The sequence below is a fragment of the Pantoea sp. E2023-21 genome (assembly GCF_051302795.1).
Classification (GTDB): Bacteria; Pseudomonadota; Gammaproteobacteria; order Enterobacterales; family Enterobacteriaceae; genus Pantoea; species Pantoea ludwigii_A.
In genome coordinates this window covers 124,487-145,698 of the sequence record NZ_CP195344.1, presented here as the reverse complement: position 1 = coordinate 145,698, position 21,212 = coordinate 124,487, and the positions used below count along the sequence as shown (strand labels likewise).

Below are 21,212 nucleotides of genomic sequence, written 5' to 3'. Positions count from 1 at the left end.
TACGATGTTCGGAAAATTAACACTGGATGCAGTGCCATACCACGAACCCATTATCGTGGTTACGGTCGCCGCTATCATCTTAGGTGGTCTGGCACTGGTTGCTGCGATTACCTATTTTGGTAAGTGGCAGTACCTGTGGTCAGAATGGTTCACCTCCATTGACCACAAAAAACTGGGTATCATGTACATCATCATGGCTTTCGTCATGTTGCTGCGCGGCTTTGCCGATGCGGTAATGATGCGTACCCAACAAGTGATGGCTTCCGCTGGGGAAGCCGGCATACTCCCGCCACACCACTACGACCAGATCTTCACGGCTCACGGCGTGATCATGATCTTCTTCGTGGCGATGCCATTTGTGGTAGGTCTGATGAACATCGCGGTACCGCTGCAAATCGGTGCACGTGACGTTGCCTTCCCGTTCCTGAACAACCTGAGCTTCTGGTTTACCGCGATCGGTGTGATCCTGGTGAACATCTCTCTGGGTGTGGGCGAGTTTGCACAGACCGGCTGGTTGGCTTATCCGCCGCTTTCGGGTGCGGAGTACAGTCCTGGCGTCGGGGTCGATTACTGGATCTGGAGTCTCCAGCTGTCCGGTATCGGTACCACGCTGACCGGTATCAACTTCTTCGTTACCATTCTGAAGATGCGTGCGCCGGGCATGGACCTGTTCAAAATGCCGGTGTTTACCTGGGCATCACTGTGTACTAACGTCCTGATCATCGCTGCGTTCCCGGTACTGACCGTTACGCTGGCACTGTTGACACTTGACCGTTACCTTGGCTTCCATTTCTTCACCAATGAAATGGGCGGTAACATGATGATGTACGTCAACCTGATTTGGGTCTGGGGTCACCCAGAAGTGTACATCCTTGTTCTGCCGGTATTTGGTGTCTTCGCTGAAGTCACTGCGACCTTCTCTAAAAAGCGTCTGTTCGGTTACACCTCTCTGGTGTGGGCGACCATCGCGATTACCGTACTGTCGTTCATCGTTTGGCTGCACCACTTCTTCACCATGGGTGCAGGCGCTAACGTAAACGCCTTCTTCGGTATTATGACGATGATCATCGCTATCCCGACCGGCGTGAAAATCTTCAACTGGCTGTTCACCATGTATCAAGGTCGCGTTGAGTTCCACTCAGCGATGCTGTGGACCATCGGCTTCCTGGTTACCTTCTCTATTGGTGGTATGACAGGTGTTCTGCTGGCGGTTCCGGGTGCAGACTTCATTCTGCACAACAGCCTGTTCCTGATCGCGCACTTCCATAACGTGATTATCGGTGGTGTGGTGTTCGGTTGTATGGCTGGCGTGACCTACTGGTTCCCGAAAGCATTTGGCTTCACGCTGAATGAAAAATGGGGTATTCGCGCGTTCTGGTTCTGGATCATCGGCTTCTTCGTGGCATTCATGCCGCTGTATGCGCTGGGCTTCATGGGTATGACGCGTCGTATCAGTCAGGATATCGATCCACAGTTCCACTCTCTGCTGGTGGTTGCAGCAGGCGGTGCGGCGCTGATCGCGTGCGGTATTCTGTGCCAGCTGACCCAGTTCTACGTTTCTGTGCGTGACCGCGACCAGAACCGCGATCTGACCGGTGACCCGTGGGGTGGACGTACGCTGGAGTGGGCAACCTCTTCACCGCCGCCGTTCTATAACTTTGCTGTTATCCCTCAGATCCACGAGCGCGATGCGTTCTGGGAAATGAAAGAGAAAGGCGAAGCGTACAAGCAGCCAGAAAAATATGAAGAAATTCATATGCCGAAAAACAGCGGCGCAGCTGTTGTTATCGCGGCCCTGATGACTGTGTTCGGTTTCGCTATGATCTGGCATATCTGGTGGCTGGCTGGCCTCACATTCGTGGGTACTATCGTGACCTGGATTGTGAAGAGCTTCGACGAAGACGTGGATTACTACGTACCGGTTGCCGAAGTCGAGCAGATCGAGAAGAAGCACTTTGACGAAATCAGCAAAGCAGGTCTGAAATAATGTCAACTGAAACTGCAAAACACCACCACGACGCCCATGCGGAGCATGGGCATCACGATGCAGGAGCCAATAAAGTCTTTGGCTTCTGGATCTACCTGATGAGTGACTGCATTATCTTCGCAACCCTGTTTGCGACCTATGCAGTTATGGTCAATAACACTGCCGGTGGCCCGGCAGGTAAAGACATCTTCGAACTGCCGTTCGTCCTGGTCGAAACCGCGCTGCTGCTGCTCAGCTCCATTACCTATGGTATGGCAGTGATCGCGATGAACAACCAGAACAAGGGCTCGGTCATCAGCTGGTTAGCCTTGACCTTCCTGTTCGGTGCGGGCTTCATCGGGATGGAAATCTATGAATTCCATCACCTGATCAAGGAAGGCTTCGGTCCTGACCGCAGCGGCTTCCTGTCAGCGTTCTTTACGCTGGTCGGCACGCACGGTCTGCACGTGACCTCTGGTCTGATCTGGATGGCAGTCATGATGTTCCAGATTTCTAAACGTGGTCTGACTGCAACCAACCGCACCCGTATCATGTGCCTCAGCTTGTTCTGGCACTTCCTGGATGTGGTATGGATCTGCGTATTCACCGTTGTCTACCTGATGGGAGCCATGTAATGAGTCATTCTGTTAACGAACATGGCGCTTCGCACGGTAGCGTGAAGTCTTACATGATCGGCTTCGTCCTCTCTATCATCCTGACCGGTATTCCGTTCTGGATGGTAATGGATGGCGGCGCTTCACACGGCACTATTCTGGGTGTGGTTCTGGTGTGTGCGGTAGTTCAGGTGCTGGTTCACCTGGTCTACTTCCTGCACCTGGACAGCAAATCAGAAGGTGGCTGGAACATGGTGGCCATTGTCTTCTCAGCACTCATCATCTTGATTGTTGTAGTGGGCTCACTGTGGATTATGTGGAACCTCAACTACAACATGATGGCCCACTAAAGAGTCGCGTAATGATTAAGCAATACCTGCAAGTAACAAAACCAGGAATTATTTTCGGCAATTTAATTTCTGTGATCGGTGGATTCCTGCTGGCTTCGAAAGGCAGCATTGATTACACCCTGTTTCTCGCCTCGCTGGTTGGCGTATCGCTGGTTGTCGCATCAGGTTGTGTTTTCAACAACGTGATTGACCGCGATATCGACATCAAAATGGAGAGAACGCGGAACCGTGTTCTGGTCAAAGGCCTGATCTCGGCGAAAGTAAGCCTGGTTTATGCAACCGCATTGGGTATTGCTGGCTTTGCGTTGCTGTATTTCGGCGCTAATCCGCTGGCCATGTGGCTGGCGGTGATGGGCTTCGTGGTCTACGTAGGCGTTTACAGCCTCTATATGAAGCGTAACTCAGTCTACGGCACACTGATTGGTAGCCTTTCTGGCGCTGCGCCGCCGGTAATTGGCTACTGTGCAGTGACCAACCAGTTTGATGCTGGCGCGTTGATTTTACTGGCAATCTTTAGCCTCTGGCAGATGCCGCACTCCTACGCGATTGCCATCTTCCGCTTTAAAGATTACCAGGCGGCCAACATTCCGGTTCTGCCGGTGGTGAAAGGCATCTCGGTGGCAAAAAATCATATTACGCTGTATATCCTGGCGTTCATGATTGCCACGCTGATGCTGACCCTTGGCGGTTACGCGGGCTACAAATATCTGGTGGTGGCTGCGGCCGTTAGCGTGTGGTGGCTCGGCATGGCACTCTCAGGTTACAAAACTTCAAACGATAAAGTTTGGGCGCGTAAACTGTTTGTGTTCTCGATTGTTGCGATAACCGCCCTGAGCGTGATGATGTCGGTTGATTTCATGACGCCAGCATCGAAAGACCTGCTGACTTACGTCTGGTAATTCAGCTCCGCAAAACCAGAAAGGGCGCGATTTTCGCGCCCTTTCTTTTTGTTACCACTGCTTAAGAACAAATGTTTTACCCGCCCTGCCCTGCTGCCTAAAATGGGCGCAGCATAATTTTGAGGTAAACATGAACGACAATAAAATGACGCCAGTAGAGCTTCGCGCTACATGGGGTTTAGGTACGGTTTTTTCCCTGCGCATGCTGGGGATGTTTATGGTCTTGCCGGTACTGACCACGTACGGCATGGCGTTACAGGGCGCCAGTGAAACATTGATTGGTCTCGCCATCGGTATCTATGGTTTGGCACAAGCCCTCTTCCAGATCCCCTTCGGGCTCCTTTCCGATCGCGTTGGCCGTAAGCCGCTGATCGTCGGCGGACTGCTGCTGTTTGTTTTCGGCAGTATCATCGCGGCCACTTCAGATTCCATTTGGGGCATTATTTTAGGCCGCGCCTTACAAGGCTCAGGCGCGATTGCCGCTGCCGTAATGGCGCTGCTGTCAGATTTAACCCGTGAACAGAACCGCACCAAAGCGATGGCGTTTATCGGCATCAGTTTTGGCGTCACCTTTGCCATTGCGATGGTAGTTGGCCCGATAGTGACTCATGCCTTGGGCTTGCACGCGCTATTCTGGATGATCGCTATCCTCGCCACGCTCGGCATTGTGATTACGTTATTAGTGGTACCGAACGCGCCGAACCATGTATTGAATCGTGAATCGGGCATGGTAAAAGGCAGCATCCGCGCGGTGCTGGCTAATCCAAAACTGTTAAAACTGAATATCGGCATTCTTTGCCTACACATTCTGCTGATGTCGAGCTTCGTCGCGCTGCCGGGACAGTTTGAACAAGCGGGTTTACCGGCAGCCGAACACTGGAAAGTCTATCTGGTGACGATGCTGGTGGCCTTTGTTGCCGTGGTGCCTTTCATCATCTACGCCGAAGTGAAGCGCCGCATGAAGCGCGTGTTCGTCGCCTGTGTGGCCATCATCATCATCGCAGAAATCGTTTTATGGGGCGCAGCGGGCCACTTCTGGACGCTGGTGATTGGTGTGCAGCTGTTCTTCCTCGCCTTCAACCTGATGGAAGCCATTCTGCCGTCGCTGATCAGCAAAGAGTCGCCGCCGGGCTATAAAGGCACCGCGATGGGCATCTACTCCACCAGCCAGTTCATTGGCGTAGCGATTGGCGGCAGTATGGGGGGTTGGATCTTTGGTCACGTCGATGCACAAACTGTATTTCTGGTTGGTGCGATTGTCGCGGCAGCATGGCTGTTTGTGGCGATGTCGATGCAGGAACCGCCTTACGTGAGTAGCCTGCGCATCATGCTCAGCGATGCCGTTTTGGCGGTACCGAACCTTGAAAAGCGTTTGAAAGCGCAGCCGGGCGTGGCGTCAGTGTTCATCGTGCCGGAAGAGAAAAGCGCTTACATCAAAATAGACAGTAAAGTGACGAGCCGCGTCGAACTCGAAGCGCTGCTCGCCAGCTGCTAAAGCATCAGCCCGACCGTTGCGTCGGGCTTGTTGTTACAGCGACATATCCACCACGATGCGCCCTTCAATTTTACCGGCGTGCATACGCGCAAAAATATCGTTGATGTTAGCGAGCGGCTCCACCGCCACGGTGGCTTTCACCTTGTGACGACCGGCGAAATCCAGCGCTTCCTGCAGGTCTTTGCGCGTACCGACAATAGAACCACGTACCGTAATGCCATCCAGCACCATATTGAAGATCGACAGATCGAATTTGCCCGGCGGCAAACCGTTCAGCACCATGGTGCCGCCACGACGCAGCGTACCAATCGCCTGTTCAAACGCTTTCGGTGAAACAGCCGTGACCAGCACGCCATGTGCTCCGCCGAAGCTCTCCTGAAACACTTTCGCCGGATCGACATTTTTCGCATTCGCCACCACGCTGGCACCCAAACGTTTCGCGAACGCCAGCTTCTCATCATCGATATCCACTGCCGCGACGTTCAGGCCCATGGCGACCGCATACTGCACCGCCATATGCCCTAAACCGCCGATGCCAGAAATCACCACCCAATCGCCGGGTTTGGTATCGGTCATTTTTAATCCTTTGTACACGGTAACGCCCGCACAAAGGATTGGCGCAATTTCGTTGTAATCGACGTTATCCGGAATGATGCCGACATAGTTGGCATCGGCGAGGCAATATTCCGCGAAGCTGCCATTCACCGAGTAACCGGCATTTTGCTGCGCCAGACACAGTGTTTCCCAACTATCCAGACAGTGTTCGCAGTGGCCGCAGGCGGAATAAAGCCATGGCACGCCGACGCGATCGCCCATTTTCAGATGCTTGACGCCTTCACCCAACGCCACAACCTGACCTACACCTTCGTGGCCGGGAATAAACGGAGGATTGGGTTTGACTGGCCAGTCACCTTCAGCCGCGTGCAAATCGGTGTGGCACACACCGGTTGCTGCAATCTTCACCAAAACCTGCCCCGGCCCGACCTGCGGTACCGGCACCTGCTCAATCACCAGCGGCTCGCCAAAAGCTTTCACGACAGCGGCTTTCATGGTGGTTTTGATTTGCATATTCATCTTTCACTCTCCATTTGATCGGATGCGGTCTCAGAACAGGCCCAAAGGCGCGGTACCGTAGCTAACCAGCAGATTTTTGGTTTGTTGATAGGCGCTCAATGCCATTTTGTGCGTCTCACGACCCACACCCGATTGCTTGTAGCCGCCGAATGCTGCGTGAGCGGGATAGATGTGATAGCAGTTGGTCCAGACGCGACCGGCTTTGATGCCGCGTCCCATGCGATACGCCAGATTGGTATCGCGCGTCCACACGCCAGCCCCGAGACCGAACTGGGTTTCGTTGGCGATGGCGAGTGCTTCTGCCTCATCCTTAAACGTGGTGACGCCAATCACCGGCCCAAAAATCTCCTCCTGGAAACAGCGCATCTGGTTAGTTCCTTTGATTAACGTCGGCTGAATATAGAATCCTTCATTCAGCTCAGCGGCAACGCTTGCGCGATCGCCTCCGGTCAGAATCTGCCCGCCTTCGTCGCGTGCGATGTTGATATACGACAATATTTTGTCGAATTGCTGGCGCGAAGCCTGCGCGCCGATCATGGTGTCAGTATCCAGCGGATCGCCGCGGCGGATGTTCGCCACCTTCGCCATGACGCGATCCATAAAAGGTTGATAAATCGATTCATGAATCAATGCGCGCGATGGACAGGTACAGACTTCGCCCTGATTGAAGAAGCCGAGCACCAACCCTTCCACCGCTTTCTCAATAAACTCATCCTCACCATCCATCACATCGGCGAAGTAGATGTTCGGCGACTTACCGCCCAACTCAACGGTGCAGGGAATGATGTTTTCGGCGGCGCAGGCCATAATGTGTCGGCCCACAGGCGTTGAACCGGTAAAGGCGATTTTGGCGATGCGTTTGCTGGTCGCCAGCGCTTCACCCGCTTCACGACCAAAGCCCTGAACCACATTCAACACGCCAGCCGGGAACAGATCGCCAATCACTTCCATCAGCAGCGTAATGCCCAGCGGCGTTTGTTCCGCCGGTTTCAGCACCACACAGTTCCCCGCCGCTAACGCTGGCGCCAGTTTCCACGCCGCCATTAACAGTGGGAAGTTCCACGGAATAATTTGCCCCACTACACCCAGCGGTTCATGGAAGTGGTACGCCACAGTCGTTTCATCGATCTCGGCGGTGCTGCCCTCTTGCGCACGCAGACAACCGGCGAAATAGCGGAAGTGATCCACCGCCAGCGGCAAATCGGCATTCAGGGTTTCGCGGATCGGTTTGCCGTTATCCCAGCTCTCCGCCACCGCCAGTTGTTCGAGATTGGCTTCGATGCGTTCCGCCACCTGCAACAGAATGTTAGCGCGATGCTGCACGCTGGTTTTCCCCCAGGCGTCGGCAGCCTGATGCGCCGCATCCAGCGCTAAATCGATATCGCGCGCATCCGAACGAGGGAACTGCGCGATATCGCTGCCATTCACTGGCGAAGTGTTAGTAAAATATTGGCCGCTGAGCGGCTCGACGAATTTGCCCGCAATGTAGTTGCCGTAAGTCGCCTGAAATGAAACCAACGCGCCGGGCGTGCCGGGATGTGCATAACGCATCGCAAACTCCTTTATGTAGGGTCAGATAATCTGAACGGAAAATCTCCCTCCAGATAACTCGCTGTCAAAGGAGCTATTGCAGCGTGCGTGCCAGCTTTTTTCATCAGACGATTATTGGAGAAATTGTTATCTACATCATCATGTTATTCATCTGATCGCAGCATGGCTTGCAGATGTTGTGCAGAAAACTTCACCATCTGTGTTGCGTATCGCAACAGTAAAGAAACTGACTCGCTACAATGCCGCAACACTTTCGCTTGGGCATGAGGTCATCAATGCAGGGAAATCTATCCGCGTCTGCCGTTAACACCAATCCGCTGTTAAGCGACTCCTGGTTCCGTAGCCAGCAGTATGGTCTCGACCGCACCGCCGATGACTTCCCGCGAGTTCGACAAGGTGAGCTTGCCGACTTACTCGCCAGCAATGCCGGCCTGCAACAGTTCGCGCAGCCCGTCATTAAGCAACTGGCGCAAAAGTTAGCCGAGAAACAATCAGTGCTGATTTTGTCGGATGCCACCGGTTTGGTGCTCAATACGTTTGGCGATATGCCCTCAATGAAAAAAGCCCAGCGTTATGCATTGGCGCCGGGTAATTTGTGGAGTGAATGTGGCCGTGGCACCAATGCGATTGGCACCGCGCTGGCGATTGATGACGGCTGTGAGATTGACGGTCATCAGCACTTCCTGACGCTCAATCAAGGCTTGTATTGTGCAGCGATGCCGCTGCAAATGCCGACGGGTCAAATTGCGGGCGTACTGGATATTTCTGGCCCAGCCCACTTCCCCCACCCGCAAACCTTTAACTGGGTCAAAGCAGCAGCAAAACAGATCGAATATCTGTGGGTGAAGCAGAGCCTGCATCCGCAGCAGTGGTTGATGAGCCTGCATGTTCAGCCGCAGGGCATCGATACCAGCGATGAACTGCTGCTGGTGTTCTCAGATAACGTCCTGACCGCCGCCAATCGTCTAGCGATCCGCGAACTGGCGCTCAAGGTCGAGCAACTTGGCAGCGTGACTTTTCAACAGCTGTTCCCGCAGCAGCCGCAACAAGCCAACACCCTTCCCGTTCCGCTTGATTACGCCACGCAGCGCTACTATTTCCGCCTGCGGGCACCACAGCGTAGCCATTTCGCCACGCCGGGCGAGCCCGCCCGCGATCTGCCCTTCCCGCTGAGTCGCGATGGCGAAAAAATGGTGCGCCTGCTCAATGCGGGCGTTTCGTTATGCATTCATGGAGAAACCGGCAGCGGAAAAGAGTATGTCAGCCGCGCACTGCATCAGCAAAGCCGCTGGCGTACAGGCAAGTTTATTGCCATTAACTGCGCAGCGATCCCCGAAGCGCTGATTGAATCCGAGCTGTTTGGTTATCAACCTGGCGCATTTACCGGCGCGAGCAAAAATGGCTACATCGGCAAAATCCGTGAAGCGGATGGCGGCGTGCTGTTTCTTGATGAAATCGGCGATATGCCGCTGACGCTGCAAACTCGCTTACTGCGTGTGCTGCAGGAGAAAGAAGTCGCGCCGCTCGGATCCAGCCGCAGCTGGCCGGTGAATTTTGCGGTGATTTGCGCTACCCACCGTGATTTGGCACAGCGTGTAGCTGAAGGTGAATTCCGTGAAGATTTACTCTATCGGCTGCAGGAATTTTCCATGACCATTCCACCGCTGCGCGATTGGCCCGATGTGGAAGGTTTTATCCGCCGTTTATGGCTGGAACTGGGCGGCGCGGATCGCGATATCCAGATTTCGCCGGCACTGCTGACGGCTCTGGCGCAGCTGCCATGGCCGGGCAACGTGCGGCAGTTGCGCAGCTTGCTACGCGTGCTGCTGGCGCTGGCGGATGACGGCGAGGAAGTGACTGAGGTGCATTTACCGGCAGAATATCGTCGCGCAGCGTCGCAGCCACCCTTCGATCGGCAGAGTCATGATGAGCGCTTGATTAGCGAAACGCTGCAGCGCTTCAATGGCAATATCAGTAAAGCGGCGGCCGCATTGGGCGTCGCGCGCAGCACGCTCTATCGTCGTGCGGCGCGCGACAAACGCGATTAGTCGCGGAAGTTTTTGAACTGGAAAGGCTGACCGAGGTTGCCACCGCGCACCAGCGCCATCGCACCTTGCAGATCGTCGCGTGACTTACCGGTGACGCGCAGTTCTTCACCCTGAATCTGCGTCTGCACTTTCAGCTTGCTGTCTTTGATCAGCTTCACCAGCTTTTTCGCGATATCGCTTTCAATACCTTTCTTCAGCTTGGCTTCCACCGACCAGCTTTTACCGCTGTGCACGATCTCTTCTGGCACGTCAATCGCCGCGCCTTCAATACCACGCTTCAGCAGCTTTTCACGCAAAATATCCACCAGCTGTTTGACCTGGAAATCAGATTCACTGCTGAGTTTGATGGTCTCATTCTTTTCGTTGAGCTCAATGGTTGCACTCACGTTACGGAAATCGAAACGGGTTGAGATCTCGCGGCTCGCATTCTCCACGGCATTTCGCACTTCCGACAATTCGACTTCGGAAACGATATCGAAAGATGGCATCTTTTCTTCTCCTGATACTAAAGTGACATGCATAATACGCGTCTTGTGGCGCTAATAAAACACGATACGCGGAAAGCTATACTTACTCGTATCGTGAAAACAGGAACCCGCCCACGGGAGGCAAAATGAAAATTACCGTGTTAGGGTGTGGCGCCTTAGGTCAAATTTGGCTCGCCGCTCTCGCCCGTCAGGGACATGATGTGCAGGGTTGGTTACGTGTGCCGCAGCCGTATTGCTCAGCCAACGTGGTCGATCCGCAAGGCCAGGTGAGTAATCACACCTTTATCGCCAACGATCCGCTGTTCCTCGCCGAAAGCCAGCTGTTACTGGTGACACTTAAAGCGCCGCAGGTTTCACCTGCGGTGAAGAACCTGCAAAGCGTGCTGCCGACGCATGCCCCCATTCTGCTGCTGCATAACGGCATGGGAACGCTGGAGGAGCTGAAAGATCTGCGCCAGCCTCTGCTGCGCGGCATCACCACGCACGCTGCGATGCGCGATGGCACAGTGATCAAACATATTGCGCACGGCATCACGCACATCGGTCCTGCCAATCGGGAGAGCGCCGCGCTAAGCGATGTCGCCGATATTCTGCATCAGGCGCTGCCGGATGTGGCCTGGCATGACAATATTGCCGCCGCCAGCTGGCGCAAACTGGCGATCAACTGCGTCATCAATCCGATGACCGTTGAGCATGATTGCCAGAACGGCGCACTGCGCGCCTGGCCGGCACAAATCGCCACCTTGTGCGAAGAGATCGCCTGGGTGATGGAGCGCGAAGGCCAGCATATAGCGGTGGATAATCTGCGCGACATTATTTACGACGTGATCGATAGCACCGCCGCCAATACCTCATCGATGTTGCAGGATGTGCGGGCGCAGCGTCTGACTGAAATTGATTACATCACTGGCTACCTGTTACGTCGCGCCCGCGCGCAGGGCATTTCACTGCCGGAAAATACCCGTCTCTACGATCTGATTAAACGTAAGGAGTCCCACTATGAGCGCGAACGCATCGGTTCTGGTTTGCCTGGCACATGGAAGTGAAGAGACCGAAGCGGTCACCACTATCGATTTGCTGGTACGCGGCGGGATAAGCGTCACCACCGCCAGCGTGGAGAGCGATGGCACACGTGAGATCGTCTGTTCACGCGGCGTGCGCCTGCTGGCGGATGCGCCTTTAGTTGAGGTCGCGGACAACGAATACGACGCGATTGTGCTGCCCGGTGGTTTGAAAGGCGCGGAAACCTTCCGCGATAGTCCATTGCTGGTAGAAACCGTGCGCCAGTTCCATCTCTCCAGCAAGATTGTGGCGGCAATCTGTGCCGCACCGGGCACCGTGTTGGTGCCGCACGATCTCTTTCCCGTTGGCAATATGACCGGCTTTCCCGGCCTGCGTGACACCATTCCGGACAGCAAATGGATGGAGCGTCGCGTGGTGTGGGATCCGCGCGTCAATCTGCTGACCAGTCAGGGACCGGGCACTGCCATTGATTTTGCGTTAAAGCTGATTGATTTGCTGGTGGATAAAGAGACGGCGCGCGAAGTGGCTTCGCAACTGGTGCTGGCGGCTGGCATTTATAACTATCAGGAGTTCGAAGAGCGCTGAATGGCAGAGGTCGCCATGAAGGGCGTAATGACGCCCCATTGAGCATAGAATTGCCTGGTTATGCAGGTGCGCATGAATGCGCACCCTACGAAAACCCAGCGCTGTAAACCCAGGGTCGCCATTTAGGGTGACCCTGGCTATTACGGGCGATAAACCTTCACGTTTTTGAAGCCTTGCTCATGCAGGTAAAGCGCCTGTAGACGACTCATCACACCGCGATCGCAATACAACAGCCAGGTTTTACTCTGGTCCAAATCGCCGAATTGGGTGCTGAGCTTATAAAACGCCAGAGGTTTGACCTCAACGCCTTCCAGTTCCAGCGGCTTCGCGTCCTGCTCATCAGCCGAACGAATATCTAACACCACATCGTTGCTGGTGAAGGAGTCGACGGTTTCAACTTCCACCACTTCTTCTTCCGTCTGCTCGGCGATTTCACGAATATCGACGTTGCTGGCTTCCTGCACCACACGATTCAGTATCTCAAAATCGAAATTCAGCTCTTCTTCTTCGATTTTTGCCTTCACCGCTTTTACGGTTGGGCTCTTCGAAATCACGCCACAATATTCCGGCATGGTACGGGCAAAATCTTCGGTGCCGATCTTACGCGCCACATCAATGATGTGCTCTTTGTCATGGGAAATCAGCGGACGCAGAATCAACGTATCAGAGGCGTTATCGATCAGACGCAGGTTAGTCAACGTCTGGCTGGAAACCTGTCCCAGCGCTTCGCCAGTGACCAGCGCTTGCACGCCATAACGTTCCGCCACCATCGACGCCGCACGCACCATCATGCGTTTCAGCACGACGCCCATCTGGCCGTCGTCCACTTTCTCCAGAATCTCACCCACCACCGGCTCGAAGTTGATCGCCACGAAACGCACGCGATGCGATCGACCAAAACGCTGCCACAGGTAATGTGCGACCTGACGTACGCCAATCTCATGTGCCGCACCACCAAGGTTGAAGAAGCAGTAATGCACGCGGCAGCCGCGACGCATCAGCATATAGCTGGACACGCCGGAGTCGAAACCGCCCGAAATCAGTGACAATACATCTTCCTGCGTACCAATCGGGAATCCGCCCAAGCCTTCATAGCGTGCGGTGATCAGCAACAGGCGATCGTCGTCGATTTCCAGATTGACCGTTTCATCCGGACGATTGAGCTGCACGCGCGCGCTGGCGATGTGCTGGTTGAGGCCGCCGCCCACGTAACGCTCGACGTCCTGCGAGCTGAAGCTATGCTTACCGCGACGCTTCACGCGAACGCTGAAGCTTTTGCCTTCCAGCCGTTCACGATTCAGCGCCAACGTCTGCTCGAAGATATCGTGCATATCGGTGTACGAGCGATCTTCTACCGCCAGAACGTGGTGAATGCCGGGAATGCGCGTCAGCTCGGTGACAATAGTCTCGCGCAGCGACTCATTCTTAGAACGCACTTCAATGTGGTCCCAGTGACGCACCACCTTGATGTCGTCATCGACGGTGCGCAGGATATTGCGAATGCTGCTGGAAAGAATCTTGATAAAGCGCAGACGCACCGACTGACTTTTGATGGTGATTTCTGGGAACAGCTTGATGATAAACTTCATGGCGACAGGGGTTCGTTTGGGCAAATAAGTGCTAAAAGCATCGGCACTTAGCTGTTAAAATCATATAATTGCGGGTTGATTCAGGAGCCCCCGCATCCGAGGCGCAAAAGTATATCACCTTTAAGGGGTGACTGCTTTAAGCAACCTTCATCACATTCATTATTTTGCTAATTAATCCTCGTCGGCTACCATGACCGATTGCAAGATGATGTTCTAACCTGTGAGTCGACACTGATTATGCCGAAAAAAGCCGAAGCGCCAGCCAGTTTTGAAAGCGCATTACAGCAGCTGGAACAGATTGTCAGCCGCCTGGAAAGTGGCGAGCTGCCGCTCGAGCAGGCGCTGAACGAATTCGAACGCGGCGTACAATTGGCACGTACCGGTCAGCAAACCCTGCAGCAGGCAGAGCAGCGCGTGCAAATCTTGCTCAATGACGAGAAAGACGCCGCTCTCGCTCCTTTTACCCCGGAAAATGAGTAATGGATTTCGCTAAACTGCTGAGCGCGTACCATCAACGCGTCAATCAGGCGTTGACACGCTTAATAGATCCACTTCCTTTTCAGAGTTCTCCTCTGGTGAATGCCATGGAATATGGGGCATTATTAGGCGGTAAGCGTCTGCGTCCCTTTCTGGTGTACGCCACAGGCGAAATGCTAAAGGCCGATACGGCCAGCCTGGATGTGCCGGCCGCGGCCGTAGAGTGCATCCATGCTTATTCCCTGATTCATGACGATCTGCCGGCGATGGATGACGATGCGTTACGCCGCGGTCAGCCAACCTGCCATATTAAATATGGTGAAGATACGGCGATTCTTGCCGGCGATGCTCTGCAAACTCTGGCCTTTTCGATTCTGGCCGATCAGCCGATGCCCGGCGTCAGCGCCGAAGCGCGTATTGCGATGATTTCCGAACTGGCACAGGCCAGCGGCGTGGCAGGTATGTGCGGCGGCCAGGCCTTAGATTTGGCGGCAGAAGGCAAACATATCGATCTGGCGCAGCTGGAACAGATTCACCGTCATAAAACCGGTGCGTTAATTCGTGCTGCGGTGCGATTAGGTGCTTTAGCTGCGGGCGATCGTGGCCGCGCCGCGTTACCGGTATTAGATACCTATGCAAACGCCATCGGACTGGCGTTTCAGGTACAGGACGACATCCTTGATGTCGTCGGCGATACCAGCGTGTTAGGGAAAACACAGGGATCGGATCAGGCATTGGGTAAAAGCACCTATCCTGCATTGATGGGGCTGGAAAATGCCCGCAGTAAAGCCTGGGATCTCTATCAAGAGGCGCTCGGCGCGCTCGATATTCTGGCGGCACAGTCTTACAACACAATCGCCTTACAAGCGCTGGCAAGCTTCATAATTGAACGCGATAAATAACTTTCATAATGAGTCTCTGATGAGTTTTGATATTGCAAAATACCCGACACTGGCGTTAGCAAACACGGTTCAGGAATTACGTTTATTACCGAAAGAAAAACTTCCGGAGCTGTGTGACGAGCTGCGTCAATATCTGTTGGACAGCGTGAGCCGCTCCTCTGGCCACTTTGCTTCGGGTCTGGGCGTCGTCGAACTAACAGTGGCGCTACATTATGTTTATAACACCCCGTTTGACCATCTGGTGTGGGACGTGGGTCATCAAGCCTATCCGCACAAGATTCTGACCGGACGCCGCGATCGTATCGGCACTATCCGTCAGAAAAATGGCCTGCATCCTTTCCCGTGGCGCGGTGAGAGTGAATACGACGTGCTAAGCGTGGGTCACTCCTCCACCTCAATCAGCGCCGGCCTCGGTATGGCGGTTGCCGCCGAGCGTGAAGGCAAAGGCCGCCGCACCGCCTGCATTATTGGCGATGGCGCGATCACTGCCGGCATGGCGTTTGAAGCCATGAACCATGCGGGTGACATCAAACCGGATATGCTGGTGATCCTTAACGACAATGAGATGTCGATCTCCGAAAACGTCGGCGCGCTCAACAATCGTTTGGCACAGATCCTCTCCGGGAAAACCTATTCACGCCTGCGCGAAGGCGGCAAGCGTGTGCTAGGCGGTTTACCGCCGATTAAAGAGCTGGTGAAGCGCACCGAAGAGCACCTGAAAGGCATGGTGGTGCCGGGCACACTGTTTGAAGAGCTGGGCTTCAACTATATCGGTCCGGTGGATGGCCATGACGTGCTGACGCTGGTGAGCACGTTGAAGAACATGCGCGATCTGAAAGGCCCGCAGTTCCTGCACATCATGACCAAAAAAGGCAAAGGTTATGCCCCGGCGGAAGAAGATCCGATCGCCTGGCATGCGGTACCGAAATTTGATCCGGCGAGCTTAGCACTGCCGAAAAGCGTGCCGGGCCTGCCAAGTTACTCGAAAATCTTTGGCAACTGGTTGAGCGAAATGGCCGCCGACGATCCGCGCTTGATGGCGGTGACGCCAGCGATGCGCGAAGGTTCAGGAATGGTGAGCTATTCACGCGATTATCCGCAGCAATATTTTGACGTGGCGATTGCGGAACAGCATGCGGTGACGTTCGCGGCGGGTATGGCGATTGGTGGCTATAAACCGATTGTGGCGATCTACTCCACCTTCCTGCAGCGCGCCTATGATCAGCTGATCCACGATGTCGCCATCCAGAAATTGCCGGTCCTGTTTGCTATCGATCGCGGCGGCATTGTCGGCGCGGATGGTCAAACCCATCAGGGCGCATTTGATATCGCGTTTTTACGCTGCGTGCCAGAGATGGTGATCATGACGCCAAGCGACGAAAACGAGTGTCGTCTGATGCTGTATACCGGTTATCACTATCAGGATGGCCCAAGCGCGGTGCGTTATCCACGTGGTACCGGCACGGGTGCGGTACTGGAACCACTGGCGAGTTTGCCGCTGGGCAAAGGTATCGTGAAGCGTCGCGGCGAAAAGCTGGCGATCCTTAACTTCGGTACTTTGCTGCCAGAAGCGGCAGCGGCGGCTGAAGCGCTAAACGCCACGCTGGTGGATATGCGTTTTGTGAAGCCGCTCGACGAAGCCTTGATTGCCGAGCTGGCGGCCAGTCACGATTCGCTGATCACGCTGGAAGAAGGCGCAATCAAAGGTGGTGCCGGTAGCGGCGTCAACGAGTACGTGATGGCAAAACGCCTGCGCGTGCCGGTGCTCAACCTTGGCCTGCCGGATGAGTTCATCCCGCAAGGTACCCAGGAAGAAGTCCGTCAGGATTATCAGCTGGATGCCGCCGGTATTCAGCAGCAAATCGTTGACTGGCTCGCCCAGTAAACTGCCCGACTCGCTCACCGCCCGGTGAGCGAGCCTGCTGCTATGCTTAGGGAACGATTTCCCTCAAGCATAAGAGCAGGAGCCCAAATACATGAAAACCATTCCCTTAGGCCACACCGACTTACAGGTATCGCGTCTCTGTTTAGGCTGCATGACCTACGGCGATCCAACGCGCGGTAATCACGCCTGGACATTGCCGGAAGAGAGCAGCCGACCGCTGATCAAGCAGGCGCTGGAGGCTGGCATTAACTTCTTCGATACCGCTAACAGTTATTCCGACGGCAGCAGCGAAGAGATCGTTGGCCGCGCGCTGAAAGATTTTGCCCGCCGCGATCAGGTTGTGGTCGCCACCAAGGTCTATTTTCCGCTCAGTAATTTGTCACAAGGCTTATCGCGCAAGAATATCCTGCAATCGATTGATGACAGCCTGACGCGCCTGGGCATGGAATATGTCGATCTGTTGCAGATTCACCGCTGGGATTACGACACGCCAATTGAAGAGACGCTGGAAGCACTGCATGAAGTGGTGAAATCCGGCAAGGCGCGCTACATCGGCGCATCATCAATGCATGCATCGCAGTTTGCTCAGGCGCTGGATCTGCAGAAGCAACATAACTGGGCACGCTTTGTCAGCATGCAGGATCAGTACAACCTGATTCAGCGCGAAGAAGAGAACGACATGCATCCGCTGTGTCAGCGCGAAGGGATTGCGGTACTGCCGTGGAGTCCGCTGGCGCGTGGCAAGTTAACGCGTCCCTGGGGCGAAACCACCGCACGTTCGGTCTCTGATAATGTGATGGAGAAGCTGTATACCGGCACCGAAGAGAACGATGCGGCGATTGCCGAGCGTCTGGCGAATGTTGCCGCCGATAAAGGCGTGACGCGCGCGCAAGTGGCGCTAGCGTGGCTGTTGCATAAACCGGCGGTCACCGCACCAATTATTGGTGCCTCGCGCGAGCAGCAGTTTGCCGAGCTGGTTAAAGCGGTAGATGTGGAGTTGAGCGCGAATGAGATTGCAGAGCTGGAAAGCGTTTATCATTCACATCCAGCGGTGGGATTTGAGTGATTCAGAAACCAGGTCGCCATAAATGGCGACCCTACGGGTTTTGTAGGGTGGCCATTCATGGCCACCACTTTCACCTGGTACCGAAGTGATCAAACCCTTTCACATCCACGCGGCGCGGCTTGCCGTTCTCCAGCAAACTCAGCCCTTCCGATTCCGGGGCAATCTGACCAATGCAGGTATAAGGCACGCCAAAGTGGCCAAGCGCCACGTCCAGCGCACCGCGATTGACTTCCGGCACGGTGAAGCACAGCTCGTAGTCTTCGCCGCCGCTCAGCGCCCATTGCAGCACCAGCTCAGGCTCAAAGTGATCGCGCAGCGCGGGTGAAAGCGGTAACGCGTCGAGATTGAGACGGGCACCGACACGGCTGGCAGTCAGCACATGGCCGAGATCAGAAATCAGGCCATCAGAGATATCGATCGCCGAGGTCGCCAGACCACGCAACGCCTGGCCTTGCAATACACGTGGCATGGGGCGCAGATGACGTTTGATCAATGCTTCGTGCACCGCCGGATCGTTCAGACGATGACGATGTTGCAGCAACGACAAACCGGCCGCGCTGTCACCCAGCGTACCGGTGACAAAAATCCAGTCGCCCGGCTTCGCACCCGAGCGCTTCAGCGCCCTTCCCACCGGCACCAAACCGTGAATGCCGAGCGTCATGCTGAGCGGACCGCGCGTGGTATCACCGCCAATCAGCTGCATATCGTAGTAATCCAGCAGCTCAAACAGGCTATCGCTAAAGGCCGCAACCCAATCTTCATCGATGTCAGGCAGCGTGAGCGCCAGCGTCAGCCAGGCAGGATCGGCGCCCATGGCCGCTAAATCGCTGAGATTAACCGCGACGGCTTTATAGCCGAGATCGGCGGGATGGATATCACGTAAGAAGTGGACGCCCGCAACCAGCGTGTCGGTGCTGATGGCAAGAGTCTGTTTTTCTGGCACGTTGAGTAACGCGCAGTCATCACCAATTCCTTTCTCCACATCGCGGCGGGAGCTGGTGACGCGGTTAAAGTAACGTGCAATCAGTTCAAATTCACCACAAGACATAAATCAGGTCTCAATGAGAAAAAGGCCGGTAAACCGGCCTTTAAAACTATTTTTTATTGGGTCGAATTTGCGGGGCAGCTTTGTCGAGGACACCGTTGACGAATTTGTGGCTATCTTCAGCACCAAACACTTTTGCCAACTCAATGCCTTCGTTGATGGCCACTTTATAGGGCACATCAGAACGCTTGCTCAGCTCATACAGCGAAATACGCAGGATGGCTTTTTCTACCTGGCCCAGCTCTTCCAGCTGACGCGACAGGTAAGGCTTCATCAGACCGTCCAGGTACGCGCTGTTGGTCGCCACACCGGCCAGCAATTCGCGGAAATAACTAATATCGACGTCTTTGACGTCTTGTTCCGCCAGAAACTGGTATTCCACATCGGCAATGTCGTTCTTTGACAACTGCCAGGAGTAAAGCGCCTGAACAGCGCACTCACGGGCGCGACGACGAGCAGCAGGTTTCACAAAATTCCCCTTACAAAAATCAGGCTTTGATGGCTTTCAATACGTTGATCATTTCGAGTGCAGTCAGGGCCGCTTCGGCACCTTTATTCCCTGCTTTCGTGCCGGCGCGTTCAATCGCCTGCTCGATATTTTCAGTGGTCAACACGCCGAAGGTCACCGGGATTTCGCTGGTCATAGCGACGTGCGCAATGCCCGAGCTGGCTTCACCGGCCACATATTCGAAGTGTGCGGTGCCGCCACGGATCACCGTGCCCAACGCAACGATAGCGTCGTGCTTACCGGCATTCGCCAGTGCGCGTGCTGCGAGCGGCAGTTCGTATGCACCTGGAACCCAGACCACAGTGATGTTATCTGCTTTCACCTGGCCGATACGCTTAAGCGCATCAACCGCGCCGTCCAGCAGGCTGTCATTAATGAAGTTGTTAAAACGCGCAATTACGATGGCAATGTTTGCATCAGGCGTGGCAACAGGAGCTTCGATAACTTTCATACATATCCTTTGGGTTGTTTTATGGCCCCGCAGAAGGGGGCGGATTCTATCATACTCTTTGGCGACGCGCTCAGGCTTTTCCGCGCGCTTTCAACGCGGCGTCAGCGTCAGGCGCAGGTCCTCGCCGACCAGGCGGATATCACTAAAATTCAGCGCGGGCGCATCGGCCAATTGTTCCAATCCTGGCAGCGCGCATAAGCCGCGTGCCGTGTTACCCAGCAGCTTCGGTGCCATGTAAACGATCAGTTCATCTACCAGCCCCGCTTGCAGCAGCGCGCCTGCTAAGTTCGCGCCTGCTTCAACCCACACGCTGTTGATCTGTCGCTGACCGAGTAACATCATCATGGCGACCAAATCGAGCTGCTCACCGTGCAGCGGCACCGCAATCTGGCTCACGCTGGCAGGCCACTCCTGTTCATCAGGCTCGCTGCGCATCAGCCAGGTTTCGCCCGGCTGATCAATCAAACGGTGTTGCGGCGAGACGCGCTGTTGGCTGTCGATGACCACGCGCACCGGTTGGCGCAGCTGGCTTTCGTCGAGCTGCGCACGTACCTCTTCATTCAATTCATTCCAGCGCACCGTTAAGGACGGATTATCCGCCAACACCGTGGCGCTGGTGCTAAGGATAGCTGAACTCTGGGCGCGTAAACGTTGCACATCGCGCCTTGCCGCTGCCGAAGTGATCCACTGACTTTCGCCATTCGCCATCGCGGTGCGCCCATCAAGGGATGCGCCGAGTTTCAGTTGAATCCACGGGAAGCCGGTGCGCATGCGTTTCAGAAAACCACGATTCAACGCTTCCGCTTCATTCATCATCAAGCCGTGACTGACATCGATGCCCGCCTGCTGTAAACGATAGAGTCCACGTCCCGCCACTTGCGGATTGGGGTCCTGCATCGCGGCGACTACGCGCGTCACGCCTGCGGCAATCAGCGCATCGCAGCACGGCGGCGTGCGCCCATGATGGCTGCAAGGTTCCAGCGTGACATAGGCGGTTGCGCCATTGGCGCGTTCCCCGGCCATACGCAGCGCGTGCACTTCGGCATGCGGTTCACCGGCGCGCTGATGCCAGCCTTCGCCGACGATCTCGCCCTCGCGCACAATCACACAGCCAACGTTGGGATTCGGTGTCGTCGTAAAGCGTCCGCGGCGCGCCAGTTCCAGCGCGCGCGCCATGTAGCGTTCGTCAGTCATGG

At 55.1% G+C, this 21,212-nt stretch carries 20 protein-coding genes; 12 read left to right on the top strand and 8 right to left on the bottom strand.

What is annotated here, in order from left to right; translation table 11 throughout:
• Positions 1-4: 4 nt before the first annotated feature.
• The 5 genes from cyoB to ACRQ84_RS00670 all read left to right on the top strand — a co-directional run bounded on the left by cyoB (position 5) and on the right by ACRQ84_RS00670 (position 5,324).
• Positions 5-1,987, top strand: a complete 1,983-nt coding sequence (gene cyoB, locus ACRQ84_RS00690; protein ID WP_064740450.1) for a cytochrome o ubiquinol oxidase subunit I — start codon at positions 5-7, stop codon at positions 1,985-1,987.
• Entirely contained in the window at positions 1,987-2,601 is a 615-nt protein-coding gene (locus tag ACRQ84_RS00685; RefSeq protein ID WP_007886985.1) for a cytochrome o ubiquinol oxidase subunit III, read from the top strand. The genes cyoB and ACRQ84_RS00685 overlap by 1 nt, the downstream gene beginning before the upstream one ends.
• A complete protein-coding gene (locus tag ACRQ84_RS00680; RefSeq protein ID WP_007886986.1) occupies positions 2,601-2,930 on the top strand; it encodes a cytochrome o ubiquinol oxidase subunit IV in 330 nt (109 codons plus the stop codon). Before ACRQ84_RS00685 ends, ACRQ84_RS00680 begins: the two co-directional genes overlap by 1 nt.
• 11 nt (positions 2,931-2,941) lie before the next feature.
• Positions 2,942-3,829, top strand: a complete 888-nt coding sequence (gene cyoE, locus ACRQ84_RS00675; RefSeq protein ID WP_008103945.1) for a heme o synthase — start codon at positions 2,942-2,944, stop codon at positions 3,827-3,829.
• Positions 3,830-3,959: 130 nt separating this feature from the next.
• A complete protein-coding gene (locus ACRQ84_RS00670; protein ID WP_064740448.1) occupies positions 3,960-5,324 on the top strand; it encodes an MFS transporter in 1,365 nt (454 codons plus the stop codon).
• Between the two features lie 33 nt (positions 5,325-5,357).
• On the opposite strand, the gene adhP is transcribed toward ACRQ84_RS00670, so the two are convergent.
• The gene (gene adhP, locus ACRQ84_RS00665; RefSeq protein WP_064740447.1) at positions 5,358-6,398 is read right to left on the bottom strand and encodes an alcohol dehydrogenase AdhP; all 1,041 of its coding nucleotides are present in this window, start codon (positions 6,396-6,398) and stop codon (positions 5,358-5,360) included.
• Between the two features lie 30 nt (positions 6,399-6,428).
• The gene (exaC, locus tag ACRQ84_RS00660; protein WP_483816916.1) at positions 6,429-7,949 is read right to left on the bottom strand and encodes an acetaldehyde dehydrogenase ExaC; all 1,521 of its coding nucleotides are present in this window, start codon (positions 7,947-7,949) and stop codon (positions 6,429-6,431) included.
• Positions 7,950-8,224: 275 nt separating this feature from the next.
• Here exaC and ACRQ84_RS00655 point away from each other — a divergent pair, with 275 nt between their 5' ends.
• On the top strand, positions 8,225-9,997 hold the full coding sequence (locus ACRQ84_RS00655) for a sigma-54-dependent Fis family transcriptional regulator (RefSeq protein WP_483816915.1): 1,773 nt from the start codon (positions 8,225-8,227) through the stop codon (positions 9,995-9,997).
• On the opposite strand, the gene ACRQ84_RS00650 is transcribed toward ACRQ84_RS00655, so the two are convergent.
• Positions 9,994-10,485, bottom strand: a complete 492-nt coding sequence (locus ACRQ84_RS00650; RefSeq protein WP_064740444.1) for a YajQ family cyclic di-GMP-binding protein — start codon at positions 10,483-10,485, stop codon at positions 9,994-9,996. The two genes, ACRQ84_RS00655 and ACRQ84_RS00650, sit on opposite strands and share 4 nt — an antisense overlap.
• Before the next feature lie 125 nt (positions 10,486-10,610).
• On the opposite strand from ACRQ84_RS00650, the gene panE reads away from it, so the two are divergent.
• Together panE and yajL are read left to right on the top strand one after the other, a co-directional pair.
• A complete protein-coding gene (gene panE / locus ACRQ84_RS00645; RefSeq protein WP_064740443.1) occupies positions 10,611-11,531 on the top strand; it encodes a 2-dehydropantoate 2-reductase in 921 nt (306 codons plus the stop codon).
• Positions 11,485-12,093 (top strand): protein deglycase YajL, encoded by a 609-nt coding sequence (yajL, locus tag ACRQ84_RS00640; protein ID WP_483816914.1) that lies wholly within the window; start codon positions 11,485-11,487, stop codon positions 12,091-12,093. Before panE ends, yajL begins: the two co-directional genes overlap by 47 nt.
• Positions 12,094-12,233: 140 nt before the next feature.
• Here the strand turns inward: yajL and thiI are convergent, their stop codons facing one another.
• Positions 12,234-13,682, bottom strand: coding sequence for a tRNA uracil 4-sulfurtransferase ThiI (gene thiI, locus ACRQ84_RS00635; RefSeq protein ID WP_064740441.1), 1,449 nt, complete (start codon positions 13,680-13,682; stop codon positions 12,234-12,236).
• Between the two features lie 237 nt (positions 13,683-13,919).
• Between thiI and xseB the strand changes: the two genes are divergently transcribed.
• From xseB to ACRQ84_RS00615, 4 genes are all read left to right on the top strand, one after another.
• Positions 13,920-14,162 carry an exodeoxyribonuclease VII small subunit gene (xseB, locus tag ACRQ84_RS00630; protein WP_064740440.1) on the top strand — a complete coding sequence of 81 codons (243 nt, stop codon included), beginning with the start codon at positions 13,920-13,922 and terminating at the stop codon, positions 14,160-14,162.
• A complete protein-coding gene (gene ispA, locus ACRQ84_RS00625) occupies positions 14,162-15,061 on the top strand; it encodes a (2E,6E)-farnesyl diphosphate synthase (protein ID WP_483816913.1) in 900 nt (299 codons plus the stop codon). The genes xseB and ispA overlap by 1 nt, the downstream gene beginning before the upstream one ends.
• A 19-nt stretch (positions 15,062-15,080) precedes the next feature.
• The gene (dxs, locus tag ACRQ84_RS00620) at positions 15,081-16,946 is read left to right on the top strand and encodes a 1-deoxy-D-xylulose-5-phosphate synthase (RefSeq protein ID WP_483816912.1); all 1,866 of its coding nucleotides are present in this window, start codon (positions 15,081-15,083) and stop codon (positions 16,944-16,946) included.
• 91 nt (positions 16,947-17,037) lie between these two features.
• A complete protein-coding gene (locus ACRQ84_RS00615; RefSeq protein ID WP_064740437.1) occupies positions 17,038-18,012 on the top strand; it encodes an aldo/keto reductase in 975 nt (324 codons plus the stop codon).
• A gap of 70 nt (positions 18,013-18,082) precedes the next feature.
• Here the strand turns inward: ACRQ84_RS00615 and thiL are convergent, their stop codons facing one another.
• The 4 genes from thiL to ribD form a co-directional block, all read right to left on the bottom strand.
• Entirely contained in the window at positions 18,083-19,060 is a 978-nt protein-coding gene (gene thiL, locus ACRQ84_RS00610; RefSeq protein WP_483816911.1) for a thiamine-phosphate kinase, read from the bottom strand.
• Between the two features lie 46 nt (positions 19,061-19,106).
• Positions 19,107-19,526 carry a transcription antitermination factor NusB gene (nusB, locus tag ACRQ84_RS00605; protein ID WP_007887007.1) on the bottom strand — a complete coding sequence of 140 codons (420 nt, stop codon included), beginning with the start codon at positions 19,524-19,526 and terminating at the stop codon, positions 19,107-19,109.
• A 19-nt stretch (positions 19,527-19,545) separates the two neighbouring features.
• A complete protein-coding gene (ribH, locus tag ACRQ84_RS00600) occupies positions 19,546-20,016 on the bottom strand; it encodes a 6,7-dimethyl-8-ribityllumazine synthase (protein WP_064740435.1) in 471 nt (156 codons plus the stop codon).
• A gap of 90 nt (positions 20,017-20,106) precedes the next feature.
• Positions 20,107-21,210 (bottom strand): bifunctional diaminohydroxyphosphoribosylaminopyrimidine deaminase/5-amino-6-(5-phosphoribosylamino)uracil reductase RibD, encoded by a 1,104-nt coding sequence (ribD, locus tag ACRQ84_RS00595; RefSeq protein ID WP_483816910.1) that lies wholly within the window; start codon positions 21,208-21,210, stop codon positions 20,107-20,109.
• Positions 21,211-21,212 lie beyond the last annotated feature (2 nt).

Excerpts from the sequence above, each read along its gene's own strand:
- cyoB (WP_064740450.1), top strand. The coding sequence starts at position 5 with ATGTTCGGAAAATTAACACTGGATGCAGTGCCATACCACGAACCCATT.
- ACRQ84_RS00685 (WP_007886985.1), top strand. The coding sequence starts at position 1,987 with ATGTCAACTGAAACTGCAAAACACCACCACGACGCCCATGCGGAGCAT.
- ACRQ84_RS00680 (WP_007886986.1), top strand. The coding sequence starts at position 2,601 with ATGAGTCATTCTGTTAACGAACATGGCGCTTCGCACGGTAGCGTGAAG.
- cyoE (WP_008103945.1), top strand. The coding sequence starts at position 2,942 with ATGATTAAGCAATACCTGCAAGTAACAAAACCAGGAATTATTTTCGGC.
- ACRQ84_RS00670 (WP_064740448.1), top strand. The coding sequence starts at position 3,960 with ATGAACGACAATAAAATGACGCCAGTAGAGCTTCGCGCTACATGGGGT.
- adhP (WP_064740447.1), bottom strand. The coding sequence starts at position 6,398 with ATGAATATGCAAATCAAAACCACCATGAAAGCCGCTGTCGTGAAAGCT.
- exaC (WP_483816916.1), bottom strand. The coding sequence starts at position 7,949 with ATGCGTTATGCACATCCCGGCACGCCCGGCGCGTTGGTTTCATTTCAG.
- ACRQ84_RS00655 (WP_483816915.1), top strand. The coding sequence starts at position 8,225 with ATGCAGGGAAATCTATCCGCGTCTGCCGTTAACACCAATCCGCTGTTA.
- ACRQ84_RS00650 (WP_064740444.1), bottom strand. The coding sequence starts at position 10,485 with ATGCCATCTTTCGATATCGTTTCCGAAGTCGAATTGTCGGAAGTGCGA.
- panE (WP_064740443.1), top strand. The coding sequence starts at position 10,611 with ATGAAAATTACCGTGTTAGGGTGTGGCGCCTTAGGTCAAATTTGGCTC.
- yajL (WP_483816914.1), top strand. The coding sequence starts at position 11,485 with ATGAGCGCGAACGCATCGGTTCTGGTTTGCCTGGCACATGGAAGTGAA.
- thiI (WP_064740441.1), bottom strand. The coding sequence starts at position 13,682 with ATGAAGTTTATCATCAAGCTGTTCCCAGAAATCACCATCAAAAGTCAG.
- xseB (WP_064740440.1), top strand. The coding sequence starts at position 13,920 with ATGCCGAAAAAAGCCGAAGCGCCAGCCAGTTTTGAAAGCGCATTACAG.
- ispA (WP_483816913.1), top strand. The coding sequence starts at position 14,162 with ATGGATTTCGCTAAACTGCTGAGCGCGTACCATCAACGCGTCAATCAG.
- dxs (WP_483816912.1), top strand. The coding sequence starts at position 15,081 with ATGAGTTTTGATATTGCAAAATACCCGACACTGGCGTTAGCAAACACG.
- ACRQ84_RS00615 (WP_064740437.1), top strand. The coding sequence starts at position 17,038 with ATGAAAACCATTCCCTTAGGCCACACCGACTTACAGGTATCGCGTCTC.
- thiL (WP_483816911.1), bottom strand. The coding sequence starts at position 19,060 with ATGTCTTGTGGTGAATTTGAACTGATTGCACGTTACTTTAACCGCGTC.
- ribH (WP_064740435.1), bottom strand. The coding sequence starts at position 20,016 with ATGAAAGTTATCGAAGCTCCTGTTGCCACGCCTGATGCAAACATTGCC.
- ribD (WP_483816910.1), bottom strand. The coding sequence starts at position 21,210 with ATGACTGACGAACGCTACATGGCGCGCGCGCTGGAACTGGCGCGCCGC.